The organism is Putridiphycobacter roseus, from assembly GCF_003234935.1.
Taxonomy (GTDB): domain Bacteria; phylum Bacteroidota; class Bacteroidia; order Flavobacteriales_D; family Crocinitomicaceae; genus Putridiphycobacter; species Putridiphycobacter roseus.
The window spans coordinates 290,731-310,342 of sequence record NZ_QKSB01000003.1 but is presented as its reverse complement, the minus strand read 5'-3'; the positions used below and the strand labels follow the sequence as shown (position 1 = coordinate 310,342).

The window sequence follows — 19,612 nt, the reverse complement described above, 5'->3', positions numbered from 1 at the left end:
AATACACTCCTCGTAATGGTTAATTTTTATATAATTACAGTGCTTTTAAAACATCTATAGTTGCAGTTGGGTCTTCAGATTTGAAAACATAACTGCCTGCTACCAATGCATCAGCTCCTGCCAATAATAATTTTTTACCTGTTAGGTTGTTTACACCGCCATCAACTTCAATTAAAGTGCTCGCACCTTTGTCATTGATTAAGCGTTTTAATTTAGCAACTTTTTCGATAGCATTTTCAATGAATGATTGTCCACCAAACCCAGGATTAACCGACATGATGAGTACCAAATCTAAATCATTAATTACATCTTCTAAAAGAGAAACAGGCGTATGTGGGTTTAATGCCACACCAGCTTTCATTCCTTCCGCCTTAATAGCTTGGATTGTTCGGTGTAAATGAGGACAAGTTTCGTAATGTACCGTTACCCATTCAGCACCTGCATCTTTACAAGCCTTAATGTAGTTGTCAGGGTTGACAATCATTAAGTGTACATCTAAAGGTTTAGTCGCATGTTTTGCAATGGCTTTCATTACTGGAAAACCAAATGAAATATTAGGTACAAAAACACCATCCATGATATCGATATGAAACCAATCAGCGTTGGAAGCATTGATTAATTCAACCTCAGACTGTAAATTTGCAAAGTCGCATGCTAAAACGGAAGGGGATATAATAGCCATCTTAAATTATTTTTTTATCCTAAAAGTTCAATGATTTGTTCCGCTAACTCTTCACCTATTCTGGTTTGAGCTTCCACAGTTGCAGCGCCAATATGTGGTGTACTTGCTATTTGTTCGTGCGCTAAAATATCTTCTCTAGGTGCAGGTTCATTTTCAAATACATCCAAGGCCGCAGCTCTAATTTTACCAGCATTAATACCTGTAATTAAGGCATCTTCATTCACCACACCACCTCGGGCAGCGTTTACAATGATTACACCACTTTTCATGGCATCAATTTCTTTGGTATCAATCACTGCAGAACCATCTTCTTGCTTTGGTACGTGTAAAGAAATATAGTCTAAACTATCAATAACTGCAGGGAAATTATCTACAGAATTAATCTCAACATTCGTTTGTTGTCCTTGAAGAGTTAATGGAATGCTATATGTTTTTACTTTTCTATCAATAGCAATCACTTGCATACCACAACCAATACAATAAGAAGCTAGGGCCTGTCCGATTCTTCCAAATCCAACAATACCAATCGTTTTTCCTCTTAATTCTTGTCCCTTCGCATATTTTTTCTTCAAAGATTTAAATTCAGTATTACCAGTACTTGGCATTACTCTGTTCGAATGAAAAATACCTCTGGATAAGGAAAATAAATTACCCATTACTAATTCAGCCACTGACTGAGAAGAAGCACCAGGGGTATTGATAACATGTAGTCCTTTTTCACGTGCATATGCCACATCAATGTTGTCCATTCCAACACCACCTCTACCAATTAATTTTAAATTAGGGCAGGCATCAATCACTTCTTTTCGAACTGTTGTTGCAGACCTAACTAATACGCCAACATAACCTTCTTTGTTAATGGCATCAATTAATTGTTCTTGGGGTACATTAGTGGTTACTACAGTAAATCCACCTTTTTCTAAAGCCGTAATTCCTTCTGGTGAAATACCGTCGTTTGCTAAAATTTTCATGCTTATTTCTTATTTATTTTACTGATATGTTCCGCTGTAAATTCTTTCATTGTTTGTACCAAAACTTCAACAGAAGACAATGGTAAAGCGTTGTACATGGAAGCTCTAAAACCACCAGCAGAACGGTGACCTTTTAAACCAACAATATTTGCTTTTTTCCAAGCTGCATTAAACTCATCTGTTAATTCTTCATGTGTTAATACAAAAGTCACATTCATGTTAGAACGATCTTTAATATTAACATTCCCCATGAATAATGGATTGGCGTCAATTTCAGTATACAGTAAATCTGCTTTTGCTTGATTTACTTTTTCAATTGCTGCAACACCACCAGTTTTTAATAAATATCTTAAATTTAACATGGAAGTATAAATTGAAAATACTGGCGGCGTATTAAACATGGAGTCTTTTTCAAAATGCGTTTTTAAATTTAAATAAGACGGCATTGGAATACTAGATTGCCCTAGAATAGATTCTTTAACAATGTATAAAGTAGCACCTGCAGGTCCTAAGTTCTTTTGTGCTCCAGCATAAATGATATCAAAATCCGCCACATTAATTTCTTTGGAGAAAATATCGGAAGACATGTCACAAACTACAGGTATTTTACTATCTATAGCTTTTTTAAACTGGGTACCATAAATGGTATTGTTTGAAGTGTAATGTACAAAATCATAATCACCATCAATCGTGTCTATGTTTGGAATACTTTTATAACCATCTGCTTTCGAAGAAGCAATAATATCTACTTCTAATCCTGCATTAACGGCTTCTTTAATGGCTTTTGCTGACCAAACACCAGTGTCAATGTAAGCCGCTTTTTTATGTTTTCTCGCCATATTCATGGCTGAAATTAAAAAACCTAAACTTGCACCTCCTTGTAAAAACATAACCGCATAACCTTCAGGTACGTTTAATGATTTTTTCACTAAAGCAATTGCTTCGTCCATTACTGCGACAAAGTCAGGGCTTCTGTGTGAAATTTCTAGAATGGATAAACCGTTAAAGTTTAATACTGCTTTTGAAGCTTCTTCAAAAACTTCTTGCGGCAAGATACATGGTCCTGCACCAAAATTGAGTTGTTTTGACATACCGATTTTTTAGATAGTAAATTCGGTTTGCAAATATGACAAAAATTATAGGATTAAGGGGTAATATTTTGTTATTATTTAGCTTAGAATCAAATTATTTTTTTCTTTGGTTTAGAATGATTAATTTCGTCGAAAATACATTGAAATGAACGAATTATTATTTGTGAATTGGACCTTTAATCCAAGAGTAATTGACGCTTGGAATACACCACGTTGGTATGGTATTATGTGGGCATTAGGATTTTACTTGGGTTTTATCATCCTAAATAAAGTGTACAAAAATGAAAAAGCGCCAGAAAACTGGATGGATAAAACGTTTATCTATGTATTGATTGGTGGTGTTTTAGGGGCAAGAATAGGACACTGTTTGTTTTATCAACCCGATTATTATTTAAGTCACCCTTTAGAAATCTTAAAAATATGGGAAGGTGGACTAGCTTCTCATGGTGGAGCAATTGGTATAATTATTGCCGCATTTTTATTGAATAGAAATGTCGTTAAAAAATCGGTGCTATGGATATTAGACCGTTTAGTAATTCCGACCGCATTGGCAGCTTTTCTAATTCGTCTTGGTAATTTATTTAACCACGAAATTGTTGGTAAGGTAACCGATTCTAGTATTGGATTTAAATTTTTAAGAGAAGATAGTGCAGAAATTCATCAAGCTATAATTAAAGCAACAAATACAACAGGTATTACAAATGGTAATTATTATGATAAGCTCAATACGGCTTACGATAAAATAGCAAGTGACCCAAGTAAGTATGCCGATTTGTTTGCCATGATTCCTGCCAGGTATCCAGCCCAATTAATGGAAGGGATTTGCTACCTAGTTATTTTTACTATTTTAATGTGGTTCTATTGGAAAACAAACGCCGGTCAAATTAAAGGTTTTTTAATGGGCGTGTTTTTTGTTTTACTTTTTGGGGCACGATTCTTCATTGAATTTATCAAAGAAAATCAAGATGGTATTGATGAAAGCTTACAAGGGTTAAATATGGGGCAATATTTAAGTATACCGCTTGTGTTAATTGGTTTCTATTTTGTTTTTAGAGGAATTAAATCTTTTAAGGTGGGGAAAGTGACCTACTAAAATAAAATCAAAAGTGTTTTTATTTGGACTAATCGATTTAGGTAGCTTATTTGGTGTTGAAAAATGGCATTTAAGTTGCTGTGGATAGGTTTTTAATCGTGCTTTAAAGTTATGTATCCATGCTTAATGTTGGCTAAACTTTTTACGGTCTCCTTCAATGCCAACTAACCATTCAATTGAAAAATTGTTACTAATAACTGTATTTCTTATTAGAACCTCAGCATATTTTTTAGTGTAACAAGAGAGAAATGTTTAAACTAAAACCTGGAGTGATTTTGGCAATAGTTGAATATCAAAACTTGATGTATTACTTTGTTTATGGTCTCCATCAATATGAAAAGAAGGTGTTTTTTCATCTGTGATATTCACTTTAACTTGGGTTTCAAAAGTGATCGACTGAAAATACTTGGAATGGTGAATTTGTTTTGAAAAAAACTGTTTGATCAATTTAGGGATGGCATGCAATGGGAAACGTGCAATGAATATGAGTTCAAACTTCCCATCTTGCATAGTGGATATTGGCGAAATGGTAAATCCATTTCCATATTGAGATGAGTTTGCTATGCACACCAGTAAAGGATTGTGTTTTACCTCTTGGTCGTTGATGCTTATTTGGTAATGGTGTGGCTTATACTTACTATAAGCTTTTGATACTAATTTTATATAGGTGCTAAAGCCACGCTTGGTATGTTTTTCAAAAGCCTCAGCGATATGTGCGTCAAAACCAAAACCACACAAGCCAATAAAGGGGGTTTGATTACATGTGCCGGTATCAATGCTGGTAACGTTGAATGCATTTATTTTTTCAATGGCTTTTTTTATTTTCCTGGGGATGGCTAAATGTCTTGCAATGCCATTACCAGAGCCACAAGGAATAATGCCAAGTGCGCATTCAGAGTGGATTAAGCTAGCACCAATTTCACTTACTGTTCCATCTCCGCCAATGGCGACAATTGCTTGGTATAAATGTTTGTTTTCCAACGCGATTTTTTGGCCATGAGAAGGATACTGGGTGTATTCAATTTTATAATCAAATTTTTCCTTTGACAAATGGGCGGCAATTGCTTTTGGAATCAAGTTCTTTTTACCAACACCTGAGATTGGATTAATAATGAATAATATGTTAATTTTTGAATGCATGTTTAATCTACCGTCATTTTATTGGTAATCAAGGCATGGTTGTATTGTTGTATATAGGCCAAAAGTTTATTCTTCAAATATTTTGCAGTTTCAGGTTTTGATTGGAGCAGATTTTTCTCTTGTAATTTATCATTTATATCAAACATTTTAATCATTTTTCCATTTTCGAAAACGAGAAAATTATGCCTACCAAAAATAAGGTATTTATTACCTATCCTCGATACGCTATAACCTTTTCCTGGATCAAAAACACTGTTTCCTAGACTGAAAAAAGGATCCGGATAGCCAATTAGTTGTAAGATGGAAGGAAGGATGTCTATTTGAGAAACAATTTTATCAGAAATACCGCTTAAACTTGGCAGTTTGGGATGGAAAAAGATAAGGGGGATGTGCATGTTTCCCATTTCTTTAAAATAAATAGGTGAACCAGAAGCAGGAGTATGGTCAGCAGTGACCACGAAGAGGGTGTTGTTGTACCAGGATTCTTTTTTTATTTTTTCAAAAAATATGCGTAAACTATAGTCGGCATACAGCACGGCATCATGCATTTTAGTGGGACCAGAATGGAATCGGTTTTTTAAAGAGTCTGGGATGGTAAATGGAGGGTGGGAAGAAATGGTGAATATAGTACTGAAAAAAGGGGCTGAAAATGCATTCATTCTATCAATAGTCCATGGTAAAAATAAATGGTCAAAAATCCCCCATGTGCCATCAAAACCATTTTCGTCATTGTATTCTGTTCTTCCAAAATAATGGTCGTATTGTGCTTTGGCTGCAAATTGGTTAAAGTTCATGGAGCCATTGGTAGCACCATGAAAAAAAGCAGACTCATAACCAACTTTTTTTAGAAGTTTAGGAAGGGATTCAATTTTATTGGTAGCGTAATTGGAAGTGATAAATTCTTCCCCCATAAGTTTAGGGACACTTGCAATGACAGAAGGGACCGCATCAATGGATTTTTTTCCATTTGCATAGCAGTTAGTAAAAAGCATTCCCTTTGCCGCTAACTCATCCATAAAAGGGGTGTAAGAAACTGAATCGCCATTGATACTTCCTATGTATTCTACAGAAAAACTCTCGAGCAAAATTAGTACAATATTCGGCTGGTTTAATTTACCAGGGGTGTTCATTTGTTTAATGGGGTTAACCCATTTTTGCAGTGTAATAGAATCAAAATACGTTTTTTCTTGCAGGGTAACGTTTCCTATAGATTTGATAATTGTAAATGTCGAGTTTAGTACCAAGGGAACATTTTGATCTATGGTGTATTTTGAAGCATTGATCGGTGCAATTGGCCTTAATCCCCAGCCTCTACCAAGACTTAAAAGCAATAAGGAAGCAATAATGAAAAGTATACTTTGTTTATATATAGAAACTTTTTCAACTTTCGGTTTAAAGTATTTGCCATAAAAAAAATAACCAAACCAAATGGTACCGATTAATAAAAGTAAAAGGTACCAAAAGTCTTGTATAAAAGATGGCAATTGATTCCATAAGTCGTTTCCATAGCTCAACATGGTTAAGGTAGAACCAGTACTGCGGGTGGAAGTATGTCTGAAGTATTCAATATCAGCAATATTCATTAATATTCCTACGGAAAAAGTTAGTAGGTAAATCGTTTTTAAAACGAAATTATACCACTTTTTAGTCCGAAAAGGGTTGGGGAATAATTCAATAATTACTAAAGGTATAAATAGAATTGCCGCGGTTACCAAGTCAAACCAAAAACCGACCAGAAAGTCGGTTATACTCACTTTTGGAAATAGATTATGGTTAATTAAAAGGAAAAATATTCTAAGGACAGAAAAGATTGTTGCAAGAAAGAGCAATTTCTTTATAAAATTCAAAAAGTAATGCGGCATTAATTTCACTTAAAATAGCTTTATGACAAGGTTTGATTTGTGTTACTCTTTTATTTAATGAACAAAACACTTTTTATAAAAACTGCATTTTGTCTATTAAAATTGAGGTAAAAGTATTAATAATTATTTACATTTGTTAGGAAAGATATAAACCTTCATTTATGAAAAGATTAAGTTTAATTTGTGTGTCAATTTTAGTGGTAATGAGTATGAGTGCTTGTAAAGATTCTACTACAGAATCAACCATTGGGTTAAATGCAGAAGAATTAGCAAAGTTACAGTCTGAAAATAGGGTTTTAAAAGGAGAGTTAGCAGAAAAAGATTCTGTTTTAAACGAGTCTATTTTGTTATTCAATGAGATTGAGGAAAATCTTTCTATGATTAATTTAAAAGAAGATGAAATTCGTTTAAAATCTAAAAATGTTGAATTGGCAGAGGATGGCAAACAATGGATTTTACAGGAAATTCAAAATATCAATTACCTAAGAGAAGCCAATGCTAAAAAAGTAGCTTCCTTAAATAAACAATTAAAAAACAGCAATGGAAAAATTGCAGAATTAGATAAATTAATTACTAACCTGAGAGGGAAGATTGAAACACAAGATGAAGAAATTGAAATGTTACGTACTGAATTGTCTGATTTAGATCGGGAGTATGTGGAGTTATTAGAAGCTTACCAAGAACAATCTACTTTAGCTGCTGAAACCTTAATTGAATTGAATACCGCTTATTATGCATATGGTACCTATCAAGAATTAGCAGAAAATGGCGTGCTAGTTAAAGAAGGTGGTTTTATTGGTCTCGGAAAAAAAATGGAGTTGAGTGACGAAGTAAATATGGAATACTTTACGAAAATAGACATCAGTAGGGTTACTACTATTGAAATGGATGGTGGTAAAAAAATCAAATTTATTTCTGATCATCCTTCCTCTTCTTACCAACTGGAATCAAACGATACTAAACACAAATTAACCATAATTGACCCCGCTAAATTTTGGAAAGTATCTAAAGTACTAGTCGCTACTATTGACTAATACTTTGGAGTAATTTTTTGAAAACGATTAGCTATGATAAAAAAAGCATTGTTATTTGCACTTCTATTGTGGGGTGTGAAAAGTTATGGGCAATATGATACTTTACATTACTTGCCGCCTGTATTTGTAAGTAACCAAATTAAAACAAGTAATAATAGTTGTAGAGATCATTATTTAATTCTTTCTACGAATAAAGCTGCGAGTTTTAATGTTACGATTACGAGAGGGGATGGTGCTTTATTTTCTGCTTATAACGACATTAACAGCAATGAAGTAAGTACAGGTGTTTTTTCCTTATCTAGATCAACTCCAGTAAAGTTAAAATTTAACAATAGAGGGTACAATACGGAGCATATCGTGTCTAGAAATTCTCTGAATACGGTATTGAATATTGGCGGCTATAAACTGGAAGCAACACAACCGTTTTTTGCAAATATTAGACATTTAGCTGGAGCTCAAGGCGCATCTTTAACCTGTAAAGGAACCACAGCCTTAGGAACCAATTTTTTTGCAGGATTTCAAGCTGCCGGAACAGGGACGAGTAGTGCCGATAAGGAACATAGTCATTTTATTGCGGTAATGGCGACTAAAAATAATACGAATGTAACACTTAGTGGTTTTAATCCAGGGGTTACTTTTTATGGACAACCCAATAGTGGAAGTCCGAAAACGGCAAACCCAATCTCTTTTACCTTGAATGCAGGACAGTCTTATATTGTTGCCCAAACAAAAGACTCTATGACCGCGATTGGTATTGATATGGATGAATACAATGGGATTAGAATCGTTTCTGATAAAGAAATAGCCGTAAATTCTGGCTCTTGGACTGGGCCTTCTAATAATGGTGGTTCAAGAGATATTGGTATCGACCAGTTAATTCCAGCAAAATTTGCCGGAACTAAGTATGTGCTAATCAGAGGAAAAAATACTACAAATAATAGCAATTCAATTGAAAAGTTTATTGCTATAGCAACCCAGCCGGATACAACTTTTATTACTTCTGGCGCTGGTGATTTAGATACTATTGTTGGTCAAGGTAATTATAAAACATTGACTGGTACTGGTTATTGGACAGCTGCAACTTCAACGCCTTCTGGAACAATATCCCACGATAATATGGCTTTTACTTCCACCCAACCGGTACTGATTTATCAAACTTTGTTTGGAAGTTCCAATACAACAACAAGTAGTATGAATCTAATACCGCCATTAGCCGATTGTATTGGATCTGATTCGATTTATATACATGATGCCGAACAATTTGGAAATAATTCCGTGATTACGGTGACTAGTCCAGTTACTTCCACGGTAAAATTACAAGATGAAACTGGAAATGTTTTAGTTACAGTAGGTCCTTCGAGTGAAAATTTACCTGGCACTTTAATTTCTGATTTTAGAACTTTTGTCTATGATATTGATAATAGTGTGAATGATGTATTTATTACAGCAGATGAAAAAGTAACGGTTGGATTTTTAGGGGCAAGTTCAAACATTGGGGGAGCAGGATATATGTCTGCATTTTCCGATAGGGATGTGGAATATATTACTTCAGACCCTTTGTTTATTGGAAATGGTAGAGCAAGGCTTGACCTATGTGAAGGAAACCCTGCTTATATATCTATTGATGATCCCGAAATATATTCTTCTTTTCAATGGTTTAAAAATAATAATCAAATTATTGGAGAAACAAACGATAGTCTTCAAGTAAATAACGCAGGAGACTATAAAGCAATAGCAAGTTATTGTGCTTTACCCTTAGAGTCTACTTTGATTTCTGTAGATGAATTTGGTTCTCCAGGAGAACAAGGCTTTTCTAAGATTTCGGCCTTGTATGAATCAGAGACATTTGATGGGTTTTTAAATAACAGTAATGTAGCAGAGTGGGATGAGCAAAGTAAAGATTTTAATAACGCTTCTTTAGTGGCTAATGGGCCTAAAGTAAAAACAAGCTTATACAATAAACCTGGTTATCATCCTGTCCCTTTTTATAATGTTGCTAATGGTGAATACTTAAAGTCTTTTAATCCGATAAGTAATTTAAACGGTTCTAACCATTTTAGCTTTTTTATTGTTTTAAAAGATTCTAATTCAGCGACTAGTAATCCGATAATTTCATTCGAAAATTCTGCTACAGGAGCAAAAATTTTGAAGACAGCAACGGGTTATGCATTCAGTCAAGAGCCACTTTCTTCGGGCGGTCCAATTAACGCGACGGTGGATGTAAATACAGCACAGTATAGTATATTAGCAGGAGTGCATAATGGATCCGTATTACAACTATTTGCTAACGGTAAGGCAGGATTAGTTGATTTTGGGAATACCACTTCCAATACCATAGACATTGGCTCACATTTAATAATTGGTGGAGGTGAAGAAGGATCAGGAAAGTTCTTTAATGGATTTGTAGCGGAGATATTGATCATAGATACGGCGCTAAACGCGACTGATCGTCAAATTGTAGAAACTTATTATGGGGTGAAATATGGGATTACATTCGACCCTACCAATGATGAGTCAGGTATTAATGACGGAGATTATGTTTCAAATAATGGTTCTGTAGTTTGGGATTATAGTGTAAATACAGATTATCACCACAGTGTTTCGGGAATTGGCTTAGATGAATGTGGGCGTTTGAGACAATGGCAAAATAAAGATGCAAACAATACAGATGCTGTGAGCATTGGATTAGGAACCATTGCAAATTCTGTTGGAGCAAACCCAAATAGTTTTAACGTGGACAATACCTATTTTATGTGGGGGAGAAATACGTTAGACTTTGATTCTTTTGGAGAGACAGATTTTGGAAATACATTGAATGGCGAAGTAGTAGAATCAAGAGTGGCAAGAATATGGAAGACACAGCAGACTGGTATCGTTGGAAGTTTAAGGGTGCAATTTAACTTAGGTTTGGGGAATGGTACGGCAATTTTTGATTTGGCAGATACAAGACTTTTAGTAGATACAGATGATGTTTTTGCTACAGGCGCTATATCTATTGCACCGACTAGCTATAACAATATTACTGGAATGGTTAATTTTGATCATAATTTTGTGCCAGCTACTGGTTTCTATTTTAGCCTAGGTAGTATCAATAAAATAACAACGCCATTACCAATTACCCTATTGAATTTTGAAGCCAACCTACAAAAAGATAAAACGGTGCAATGTAACTGGAGTAGTGCAAGTGAATCTAATAACGCCTATTATACCATTGAAAAGTCAAAAGACGGTAAGCAATGGTTACACGTGTCGGATGTAAAAGGTGCAGGAAATTCGAGTGAAAAAATTAATTATTCTACATTGGATTTAAATCCATTTTTGGGACTTTCATATTACCGACTTTCTCAAACAGATTATGATGGAGAAAAAAGAGATTTAGGTATTGAAACTATAGTAATAAATGAGTTACTGGACCACAGTATCCATGTTTTTCCAAACCCAGCAAATACGCATGTTACGGTAAGTTCAAATCAATTGATTAATGGGGTAGTGAATATTCGTTCAGGTCTTGGACAAATTGTAATACAGTCTAATTTAAGTGATACTTATTCGGCAGAAATTGATATTTCACAGTTGGCGAATGGTGTGTATTATGTAGAGGTTCAATTTGGTAGTATTAATCGAATTGTAAAACTAGTGGTAGAATAATCAATGTTATTCATTATTTTTCCCTACTTTAAAGGTATAAATAAATATTAATTTTTTAAACTCATTTTGTCAGTCCGACATTTGGGGGTGAAAAATGATTATTAAATGTACCAATACAGTGAAAAAAATAAGTCCCCAGCTTGTCATAAAAACTGTTTTATTGATCATCATCAATTTAACCAGTAAAAGTTTATTCTCCCAATACGATACCTTGCACTATATGCCTCCTGTTTATGTCAGTGATGCCATAAAAAACACGACGCATAGTGCTCGAGATCATTATTTAATTCTATCCACCAATGAAGCAGGTACATTTCAAGTGACCATAACAAGAGGTGATGGTGTTTTGTTTAGTGACTATGTGGTGCAACATGGGAGTCAAAATTCGACCGGGGTATTCAATTTATCCCGTTCAGCACCTATTAGACTTAAGTTTAATAATACAGGTTTTAATGTGGAAAATATTTTCACACAAGCATCATTAAACACGGTTTTAGACACAGGAGGATACAAGATGGTCGCCCCAAAGCGATTTTATGCAAATATTAGGCATATTTCAGGTTCTCAAGGCGCTTCCATATCTTGTAAAGGGACTACTGCTTTTGGTACTAATTTTTTTGTAGGATTTCAAGCAGGGGGAGCAACCACCACCACGGCAGATACGCAAATGAGTCATTTCATTTCAATTATGGCGACCTTAAACAATACAAATATTACAGTAGATAATTTTAATCCAGGTGTTACCTTGTTAGGACAGCCAACTGCAGGTGTCCCTGCAACAACAACTACCATATCAATTACGCTTAACGCCGGACAGTCTTATATTCTAGCTCAAACTAAATCTAATATGACAGTACCCATGGATGATTATAATGGTATAAGAGTTGTTTCAGATAAAAATATTGTAATTAACTCGGGGTCATGGACGGGCAATCCTGTTGGTACCAATGGGCGAGATATTGGAATGGATCAATTGATTCCTGCAAAATTTGCTGGAGATAAATATGCCTTGGTGGGTGGGAACGGTTCGATTTCTAGAGAAAAATTAATACTTATTTCTACACAACCAGATACTACTTTTATTACATTTGGAACGGGCTGGGTAGACACTATTGTTGGTCAAGGTAAATATAAAACATTAACCGGAGCTAATTATTGGGTAAACGCACCTGCTGTCCCTACAGGAACTTTAAGTCATAAAAACACCTCATTTACTAGTGATCAACCCGTTTTAGTATACCAGACACTTTTTGGCGGTACAGCAGTAAATACGAGTAGTATGAACTTGATTCCGCCATTGGCTGATTGTGTAGGATCAGACTCAATTTATATACACGAAATTGAACAATTTGGAAGTTCGTCTACCATTGCCGTTACGAGCCCAGTAACTTCGACCATAAAAATTCAGGACGAATTGGGTAATGTGCTTTTGAATATTAATCCAAGTACAGAAAATTTACCAGGTACCTTAATTGCCGATTCTAGAACTTTTTCTTATGCAATACCAAATAGTGTTACAGATGTATTTGTAACTGGGGATGAAAAGTTTACACTTGGTTTTCTCGGTGCCAGTAGCGCTTTGGGTGGAGCAGGATACATGTCGGCATTTTCCGATCGGGATGTGGAATACAGTACCTCTGACCCTTTATTTATAGGTAATGGAAAGGCACGTTTAGATTTGTGCGAAGGAAACCCAGCTTATATCTCAATTGAGGATTCTGAAAATTATGAGGCATTTCAATGGTATAAAAATAATAATCCAATTGCTGGAGAAATAAACGATACCCTGCAAGTAATTAGCGTTGGAGACTATAAGGCCATTGCTACTTATTGTGCTTTACCATTAGAGTCAACTTTGATATCTGTAGCTGAATTTGGTTCTCCAGGGGAACAAGGATTTTCTAAAATTTCTGCTTTATTTGAACCGGAAACATTTGATGGGTTTTCCAATAATAGTAATGTGTCAGAATGGGACGAGCAAAGCAAAGATTTTAATAATGTTTTATTGGTTACTAATGGGCCAAAAGTTAAAACCAGTTTGTATAATAAACCTGGTTACCATCCAATTCCATTTTATAATGCTACCAATAGTGAATACTTAAAATCGATTAATCCCCTAAGTAATTTAAATGGCTCTAATCATTTTAGTTTTTTTATTGTCTTAAAAGATTCTAATTCTGCGACTAGTGATCCAGTAATTTCATTCGAAAATTCTTCTACTGGAGCAAAAATTTTAAAAACAACTACAGGTTATGCTTTTAGTCAAGAACCACTTTCTTCTGGTGGACCAATAAATGCGACTGTAGACGTAAATACAGCACAATACAATATTTTGGCAGGTATACACAATGGGTCTGTTTTACAACTTTTTGCAAATGGTAAAGCTGGTCCTGTTGATTTTGGAAATACCACTTCTAATACTATAGACATTGGCTCGCATTTAATTATTGGTGGTGGAGAAGAAGGCTCTGGTAAGTTCTTTAATGGATTTGTAGCAGAGATTTTGATCATTGATACAGCCTTAAATGCCGTAGATCGTCAAATTGTAGAAACATATTACGGCGTAAAATATGGCATAACTTTCGATCCAACCAATGATGAGTCTGGAATTAATGATGGTGACTATGTTTCAAATAATGGATCTGTAGTATGGGATTATAATTTAAATACCGCCTATCATAATAGTGTTTCTGGAATTGGTTTAGATGAATGTGGTCGACTTAGACAATGGCAAAATAAAGATGCAAATACTTTAGATGCGGTTGCAATTGGATTAGGAACAATTGCGAATACAGATGGTACCAACCCAAACCATTTTTCAATAGATAATACTTATTTTATGTGGGGTAGAAATACCCTTGCTTTTGATTCAGATGGTGTAACTGATTTTGGAAATACCTTAAATGGTGAGATAGTGGAGACGAGAGTCGCTAGAATTTGGAAAACCCAAGAAACAGGATTAGTAAATAGTGTTAGAATTCAATTTAATTTAGGTTTAGGGAATAATTCCGCTGTTTTTGACCTGGCAGATACACGCTTGTTGGTAGACACAGATGATGTGTTCGCTACTGGTGCAACCTCCATTGCGCCTACTAGTTATAACAATGCAACTGGAATAGTTAATTTTGACCATGATTTTATAGGTGCAACGGGGTATTATTTTAGTTTGGGGAGTATTAATTTGAGTACAACTCCATTGCCAATTACTTTAATAGATTTTGAAGCAAATGTACTAAATAGCAATTCGGTACTTTGTGAGTGGGGCAGTAGTAGTGAGATTAATAACGCTTATTATACTATTGAAAAGTCCTTGGATGGTATACAGTGGGATTATGTGGGGGATGTTAAAGGAGCAGGAAATTCTAGTCTTGAAAATAATTATACTTTAAGGGATTATAATCCCTTTTTAGGTCTTTCTTATTATAGATTAGCCCAAACAGATTATGATGGTGTACAAAAGTATTTAGCAATAGAATCTGTTGTTATAAATGAATTACCAAATCATAGTGTAAATGTATTTCCTAATCCAGCCAATACACATGTCACGGTGATATCTAATCAAAAGATGAATGGAATGCTATGTATTCGCTCTGGTTTAGGACAATTGGTGCAAAAAACAAACATCAATGGTGCTTATAAGGCTGAAATTGATATAAGCCATTTGGCAGAAGGGGTTTACTATATTGAAATTCAATTTGGAAGCTTAAGTAAAGTGGTAAAGTTAATGGTACAGTAGCACTCTTTTTTGAGGTAGATACCAACATCTAGTGGTCTGCTTTTGTCCATTTATAAGGTATTACTAGTTGTTTCTTATTAGGTATGTCGCTATCGCGAAATAAAATTACCCTATTTTTAAATAGCTAAAATTTATTTTCCCTGGCATGTTTTAATCAGGAGTGGTGCATTTATTCCGGCATATATTGGGACTTAAAATCAAACTATAATTTAAGATACCTAAAACGTGTGATGATGATGGGGTAAATGTCTACCTTCTTTTCACAGGGAAGAATTTTATATACCAATCGCTAGGCTATTTAGGCCATTAATTTTTACATGTATATTAACAAAGCAAGTGGAGGAGTGTACAATAAAAAAGGCCTTAGCAATAAAGCTAAGACCTTTTAAAAATTGATATATTAAATAACTTAAGCGCTAACAGTAGCCTTTGGAGCAGCTGCTAAGATCTCTTCGTTTGCATTGTCTTCATATTGTTTGAAGTTTTTAACGAATTGATTGGCTAAGTGATTTGCTTTAGCGTCATATGCTTGTTTGTCTGCCCAAGTATTTTTTGGACTTAAAATTTCTGTAGGAACATTTTCACATTCATTTGGCATAGCCAAACCAAAAACTTCGTGATTGGTATAAGATACATTGTCTAATTTACCTTCTAATGCAGCGGTAATCATAGCACGGGTGAATTTCAATTTAATTCTTTCCCCAACACCATATTCTCCACCAGACCATCCAGTATTGATTAACCAAACTTTTACATTGTGTTTTTCCATTCTTTCCCCTAACATTTCTGCATATTTAGTGGGGTGCAATGGCATAAATGGCGCACCGAAACATGCAGAAAATGCAGTTTGTGGTTCATTAATTCCAGCTTCAGTTCCAGCTACTTTTGCAGTATAACCTGAAATAAAGTGGTACATTGCTTGTCCTGGCGTTAATTTTGAGATTGGAGGTAATACACCAAAAGCATCCGCAGTTAAAAAGAAAATATTATGCGGCATACCACCTTTTGATGGTACCATAATATTGTCAATGTGATCAATTGGATAAGATACTCTAGTGTTTTGTGTAATCGCAGTATCTTCGTAATTTGGTTTTCTGGTTTCCCCTTCAAATCCAATATTTTCTAGAATAGCACCAAATTTTATCGCATTAAAAATTTGTGGTTCTTTTTCTTCACTTAAATCAATAGTTTTGGCATAACAACCACCTTCAAAGTTAAAGACACCATTGTCTGACCAACCATGTTCGTCATCACCAATTAATCTTCTGTTTTCATCTGAAGAAAGTGTAGTTTTTCCAGTACCAGACAAACCAAAGAATACGGCTGTATCTCCATCTTTTCCTACGTTTGCAGAACAGTGCATGGACAATACATCTTTTTCATGTGGTAAAACGAAATTCAATACAGAGAAAATCCCTTTTTTGATTTCACCTGTATAACCAGTCCCGCCAATAATAATCATCTTATCGGTGAAGTTAATAATGGCAAAGTTATGTTGTCTTGTACCATCAATTACTGGGTCAGCCATGAATTCAGGAGCACATATAATATGCCATTCCGGTTCAAAGTTTTCAATTTCTGCTTCAGTAGGACGTAAAAACATGTTGTGAGCAAACATGCTCGACCATGGGTTTTCACTCACTAATCTTAAATTCAAACGGAAGTCTTCATCTGCACAAGCATAAGCATCTCTAACATAAACATCTTTGTTTGTTAAATATGCTTTCATACGATTGTACAACGCATTAAACTTCTCCGTTTCGAACTTTTGATTGATGTTTCCCCACCATACAGCATCTTCTGTTTTTGCGTCGCAAACGATAAATCTGTCTTGTGGAGAACGACCTGTAAATTCGCCAGTTTCAATAGCAATTGCTCCTGAATCTGTCAGAACACCTTGACCTAAAATTACTATGTCTTCTACTAATTCTGATGGAGTTAAATTCCAAAATGTATTACCTACATTTTCCAGTCCTATTTGTTTTAAGGAAGCGTTATCCGCCTTTTTTCCATAAACACTCATAAATATTTTTTTCAAGCTGTCGCTTATGTTTAGGTTAACAAAATTAAAGTAAACAATTAACTATTAAGAAAAAAATGACTTTTTTTTAGTTAAAACTATCAACACTGCCTGTTCATTTCTTTTTAAAATTACAATTCAGCACCACAATATTTGCAATGTATAGCATCTTCGTCATGCCCTTCACTTGAACATTCATTACAAGATTTTGTTGAAATTTTTTGGGGTTGATTATTGGTTTTTATAAACTCTGAAGTGATAATTCCAGTAGGAACAGCTAAAATAGCGTACCCCATTATCATTACAATGGATGCAATAAATTGTCCCATAGGGGTAATAGGAGCAATGTCTCCGTACCCAACCGTAGTTAACGTAATGATGGCCCAATATATACTTCTTGGAATACTAGTAAATCCTGCTTCAGAACTTTCTACTAAATACATAATGGTTCCTAAAATAGTACTCAATGTCAATACTGCTAATAAAAAAACCAGTATCCTATGCCTAGATGCCTTAATCGAATCGCCTAAGGTTTTAGACTCTTTGACAAATCGTGCCAATTTTAATATTCTAAATATGCGCAATAATCTAACGGCTCTAATTACCATTAAAGATTGAGACCCTATAATAAATAGTCCTAAATAAGTTGGTAGAATAGAAAGTAAGTCTATAATGCCATAAAAACTCAGAATATATTTATTTGGTTTACCTATACTTATAATTCTAGCGACATACTCTAATGTGAAAATAATAGTGAAAATCCATTCTGTTAAATAGAAGGAGTCATGGTATTTTTCGTTTAAACTGGGAACGCTTTCCAGCATTACGATAATGATACTTACAATAATGGCAATCAATAAACCAATGTCAAAGGTTTTTCCTGCAAAAGTGTCTGCTTCAAAAATTACTTCATGAATTTTCTCTTGCCAAGGTTTTAAGTTTGATTTTTTAATTGCTTTACTCATTCCGTCAATTCAATTAATTCTAATTTTTTATTTTTAGATAACTGTAAGTTAATGATGGATTTGAAATCACGGTTACTCTCTTGGTGCTTGATATATTTTTTATAGTTTTTTACATTCTTTCTTAAAATAAATGTCGGTGCAAATCCATAACCAATGTATTGCCCATTTTCTATGCAAACAAAACTTGTTTCTGATTTTGTTTTCCCTTTATCCTTGATGATAAAACTTTTGGATTCAAAAGTTAATAAGTCAATCAGTTGCTGTACCCTAGTATTATAACTTTCTGCCGCTTCTTCATGAATGCATGCGCCCTTACAGGTTCCAATACCATAGTTAAAACAAGCAGTATTGGAAGTAAATAAGCCCATTAATTTGGGACATAATTCATATTCACTGGTCCATTGCTCAAGTTTTGATTTTCCTGCAGCCATGGAAGTAAAAGTATGTACAGGGTGAGAAGTATCTGTGTTCTTTTTAACCACTAAATTAATGTACCCTTTTCCGTCCGTATAGGTATATAAACCGTAATTGAATTTGTTGGTTTTTTGTGCCCTGTTGTATATGGGCTGATGTATTTTAATTAATTCAGACTCCATCAATAAAGAAATTAACTCACTGCCAGTTAATGTATACTCAATTTTGGCAATTTCATTCCGCATTCGAATGGCTTTTTCGGTTTTGGAATTTTTTAAGTGCTGTTCAATTCTTTTTTTGATATGTATACTCTTTCCAATATATATTAGTTCATTCTTTTCATTGTATAAAAAGTAAATACCGACTTTATTTGGTATTTCGTCAAACTCATTTAAATCCAAGTTTGTATTTAATATTTTGGGGTTAATGTCTTCTCTGATAAAAGGAGATAGGTCCCCTTTGCTAATTTCAAATAAGTGCTTAAAAATATCTGCAGTTGCTTTGGTGTCTTCCATGGCACGGTGATGCCCTTCTAATTCAATGTTTAGATGTTCCGATAAGTTTTTTAAGCCATAAGATTCTACCCCAGGAATTAATACACGGGAAGTTTGAATGGTACACAAATGAGGCAACCTAATGTCTAGTCCCAAAGCTTTAAACTCTCTTCTTACAATGCCATAATCAAAACTAATGTTGTGTGCAACAAATACTCTGTTTTCTATGAGTTGAAATATTTTTTTAGCGACTTCAAAGAATTTTGGTGCATCTTTTACATCATTATCTTGAATACCTGTCAGTTTAGAGACGAACCAATCAATCTTTTTTTCTGGATTAATAAAAGTTTCATACGAATCAATGACTTCTTTTCCGTTGTGTATTAAGATTGCAATTTCAATGATCTTGCTGTCCTTGGGGGTTCCTCCTGAAGTTTCTATGTCTATAATTGCAAATTCCAA

12 protein-coding genes are annotated in these 19,612 nt (G+C 34.5%); 4 read left to right on the top strand and 8 right to left on the bottom strand.

Annotation, left to right across the window (positions count from 1 at the left end; translation table 11 throughout):
- Nucleotides 1-34: 34 nt before the first annotated feature.
- Genes rpe through serC form a run of 3 tightly spaced genes read right to left on the bottom strand, consistent with a single transcriptional unit; the run spans nucleotide 35 to nucleotide 2,744 of the window.
- A complete protein-coding gene (rpe, locus tag DNU06_RS07760) occupies nucleotides 35-682 on the bottom strand; it encodes a ribulose-phosphate 3-epimerase (protein WP_111062676.1) in 648 nt (215 codons plus the stop codon).
- A gap of 14 nt (nucleotides 683-696) precedes the next feature.
- Complete coding sequence (locus DNU06_RS07755; protein ID WP_111062675.1) at nucleotides 697-1,653, bottom strand: D-2-hydroxyacid dehydrogenase; 957 nt, start codon at nucleotides 1,651-1,653, stop codon at nucleotides 697-699.
- Nucleotides 1,654-1,655: 2 nt separating this feature from the next.
- Nucleotides 1,656-2,744: a 3-phosphoserine/phosphohydroxythreonine transaminase gene (gene serC / locus DNU06_RS07750; RefSeq protein ID WP_111062674.1), complete on the bottom strand. Its 1,089-nt coding sequence runs from the start codon at nucleotides 2,742-2,744 to the stop codon at nucleotides 1,656-1,658.
- A gap of 145 nt (nucleotides 2,745-2,889) precedes the next feature.
- Between serC and lgt the strand changes: the two genes are divergently transcribed.
- Nucleotides 2,890-3,837 carry a prolipoprotein diacylglyceryl transferase gene (gene lgt, locus DNU06_RS07745; RefSeq protein WP_111062673.1) on the top strand — a complete coding sequence of 316 codons (948 nt, stop codon included), beginning with the start codon at nucleotides 2,890-2,892 and terminating at the stop codon, nucleotides 3,835-3,837.
- A gap of 252 nt (nucleotides 3,838-4,089) precedes the next feature.
- Here the strand turns inward: lgt and DNU06_RS07740 are convergent, their stop codons facing one another.
- Together DNU06_RS07740 and DNU06_RS07735 are read right to left on the bottom strand one after the other, a co-directional pair.
- A complete protein-coding gene (locus DNU06_RS07740; protein WP_111062672.1) occupies nucleotides 4,090-4,977 on the bottom strand; it encodes a diacylglycerol/lipid kinase family protein in 888 nt (295 codons plus the stop codon).
- A 2-nt stretch (nucleotides 4,978-4,979) separates the two neighbouring features.
- Nucleotides 4,980-6,731 (bottom strand): LTA synthase family protein, encoded by a 1,752-nt coding sequence (locus tag DNU06_RS07735; RefSeq protein ID WP_158526845.1) that lies wholly within the window; start codon nucleotides 6,729-6,731, stop codon nucleotides 4,980-4,982.
- A gap of 269 nt (nucleotides 6,732-7,000) precedes the next feature.
- Here DNU06_RS07735 and DNU06_RS07730 point away from each other — a divergent pair, with 269 nt between their 5' ends.
- The 3 genes from DNU06_RS07730 to DNU06_RS07720 all read left to right on the top strand — a co-directional run bounded on the left by DNU06_RS07730 (nucleotide 7,001) and on the right by DNU06_RS07720 (nucleotide 15,257).
- Nucleotides 7,001-7,873, top strand: coding sequence for a Cbp1 family collagen-binding glycoprotein adhesin (locus DNU06_RS07730; RefSeq protein ID WP_111062670.1), 873 nt, complete (start codon nucleotides 7,001-7,003; stop codon nucleotides 7,871-7,873).
- Between the two features lie 33 nt (nucleotides 7,874-7,906).
- Complete coding sequence (locus DNU06_RS07725; protein WP_111062669.1) at nucleotides 7,907-11,521, top strand: T9SS type A sorting domain-containing protein; 3,615 nt, start codon at nucleotides 7,907-7,909, stop codon at nucleotides 11,519-11,521.
- A gap of 118 nt (nucleotides 11,522-11,639) precedes the next feature.
- Nucleotides 11,640-15,257, top strand: a complete 3,618-nt coding sequence (locus DNU06_RS07720) for a T9SS type A sorting domain-containing protein (protein ID WP_233502983.1) — start codon at nucleotides 11,640-11,642, stop codon at nucleotides 15,255-15,257.
- 409 nt (nucleotides 15,258-15,666) lie between these two features.
- Here the strand turns inward: DNU06_RS07720 and pckA are convergent, their stop codons facing one another.
- From pckA to DNU06_RS07705, 3 genes are all read right to left on the bottom strand, one after another.
- Nucleotides 15,667-17,280: a phosphoenolpyruvate carboxykinase (ATP) gene (gene pckA, locus DNU06_RS07715; protein WP_111062703.1), complete on the bottom strand. Its 1,614-nt coding sequence runs from the start codon at nucleotides 17,278-17,280 to the stop codon at nucleotides 15,667-15,669.
- Nucleotides 17,281-17,408: 128 nt separating this feature from the next.
- Nucleotides 17,409-18,242 (bottom strand): ion transporter, encoded by an 834-nt coding sequence (locus DNU06_RS07710; RefSeq protein WP_111062667.1) that lies wholly within the window; start codon nucleotides 18,240-18,242, stop codon nucleotides 17,409-17,411.
- Complete coding sequence (locus tag DNU06_RS07705; RefSeq protein ID WP_111062666.1) at nucleotides 18,239-19,612, bottom strand: exonuclease domain-containing protein; 1,374 nt, start codon at nucleotides 19,610-19,612, stop codon at nucleotides 18,239-18,241. Before DNU06_RS07705 ends, DNU06_RS07710 begins: the two co-directional genes overlap by 4 nt.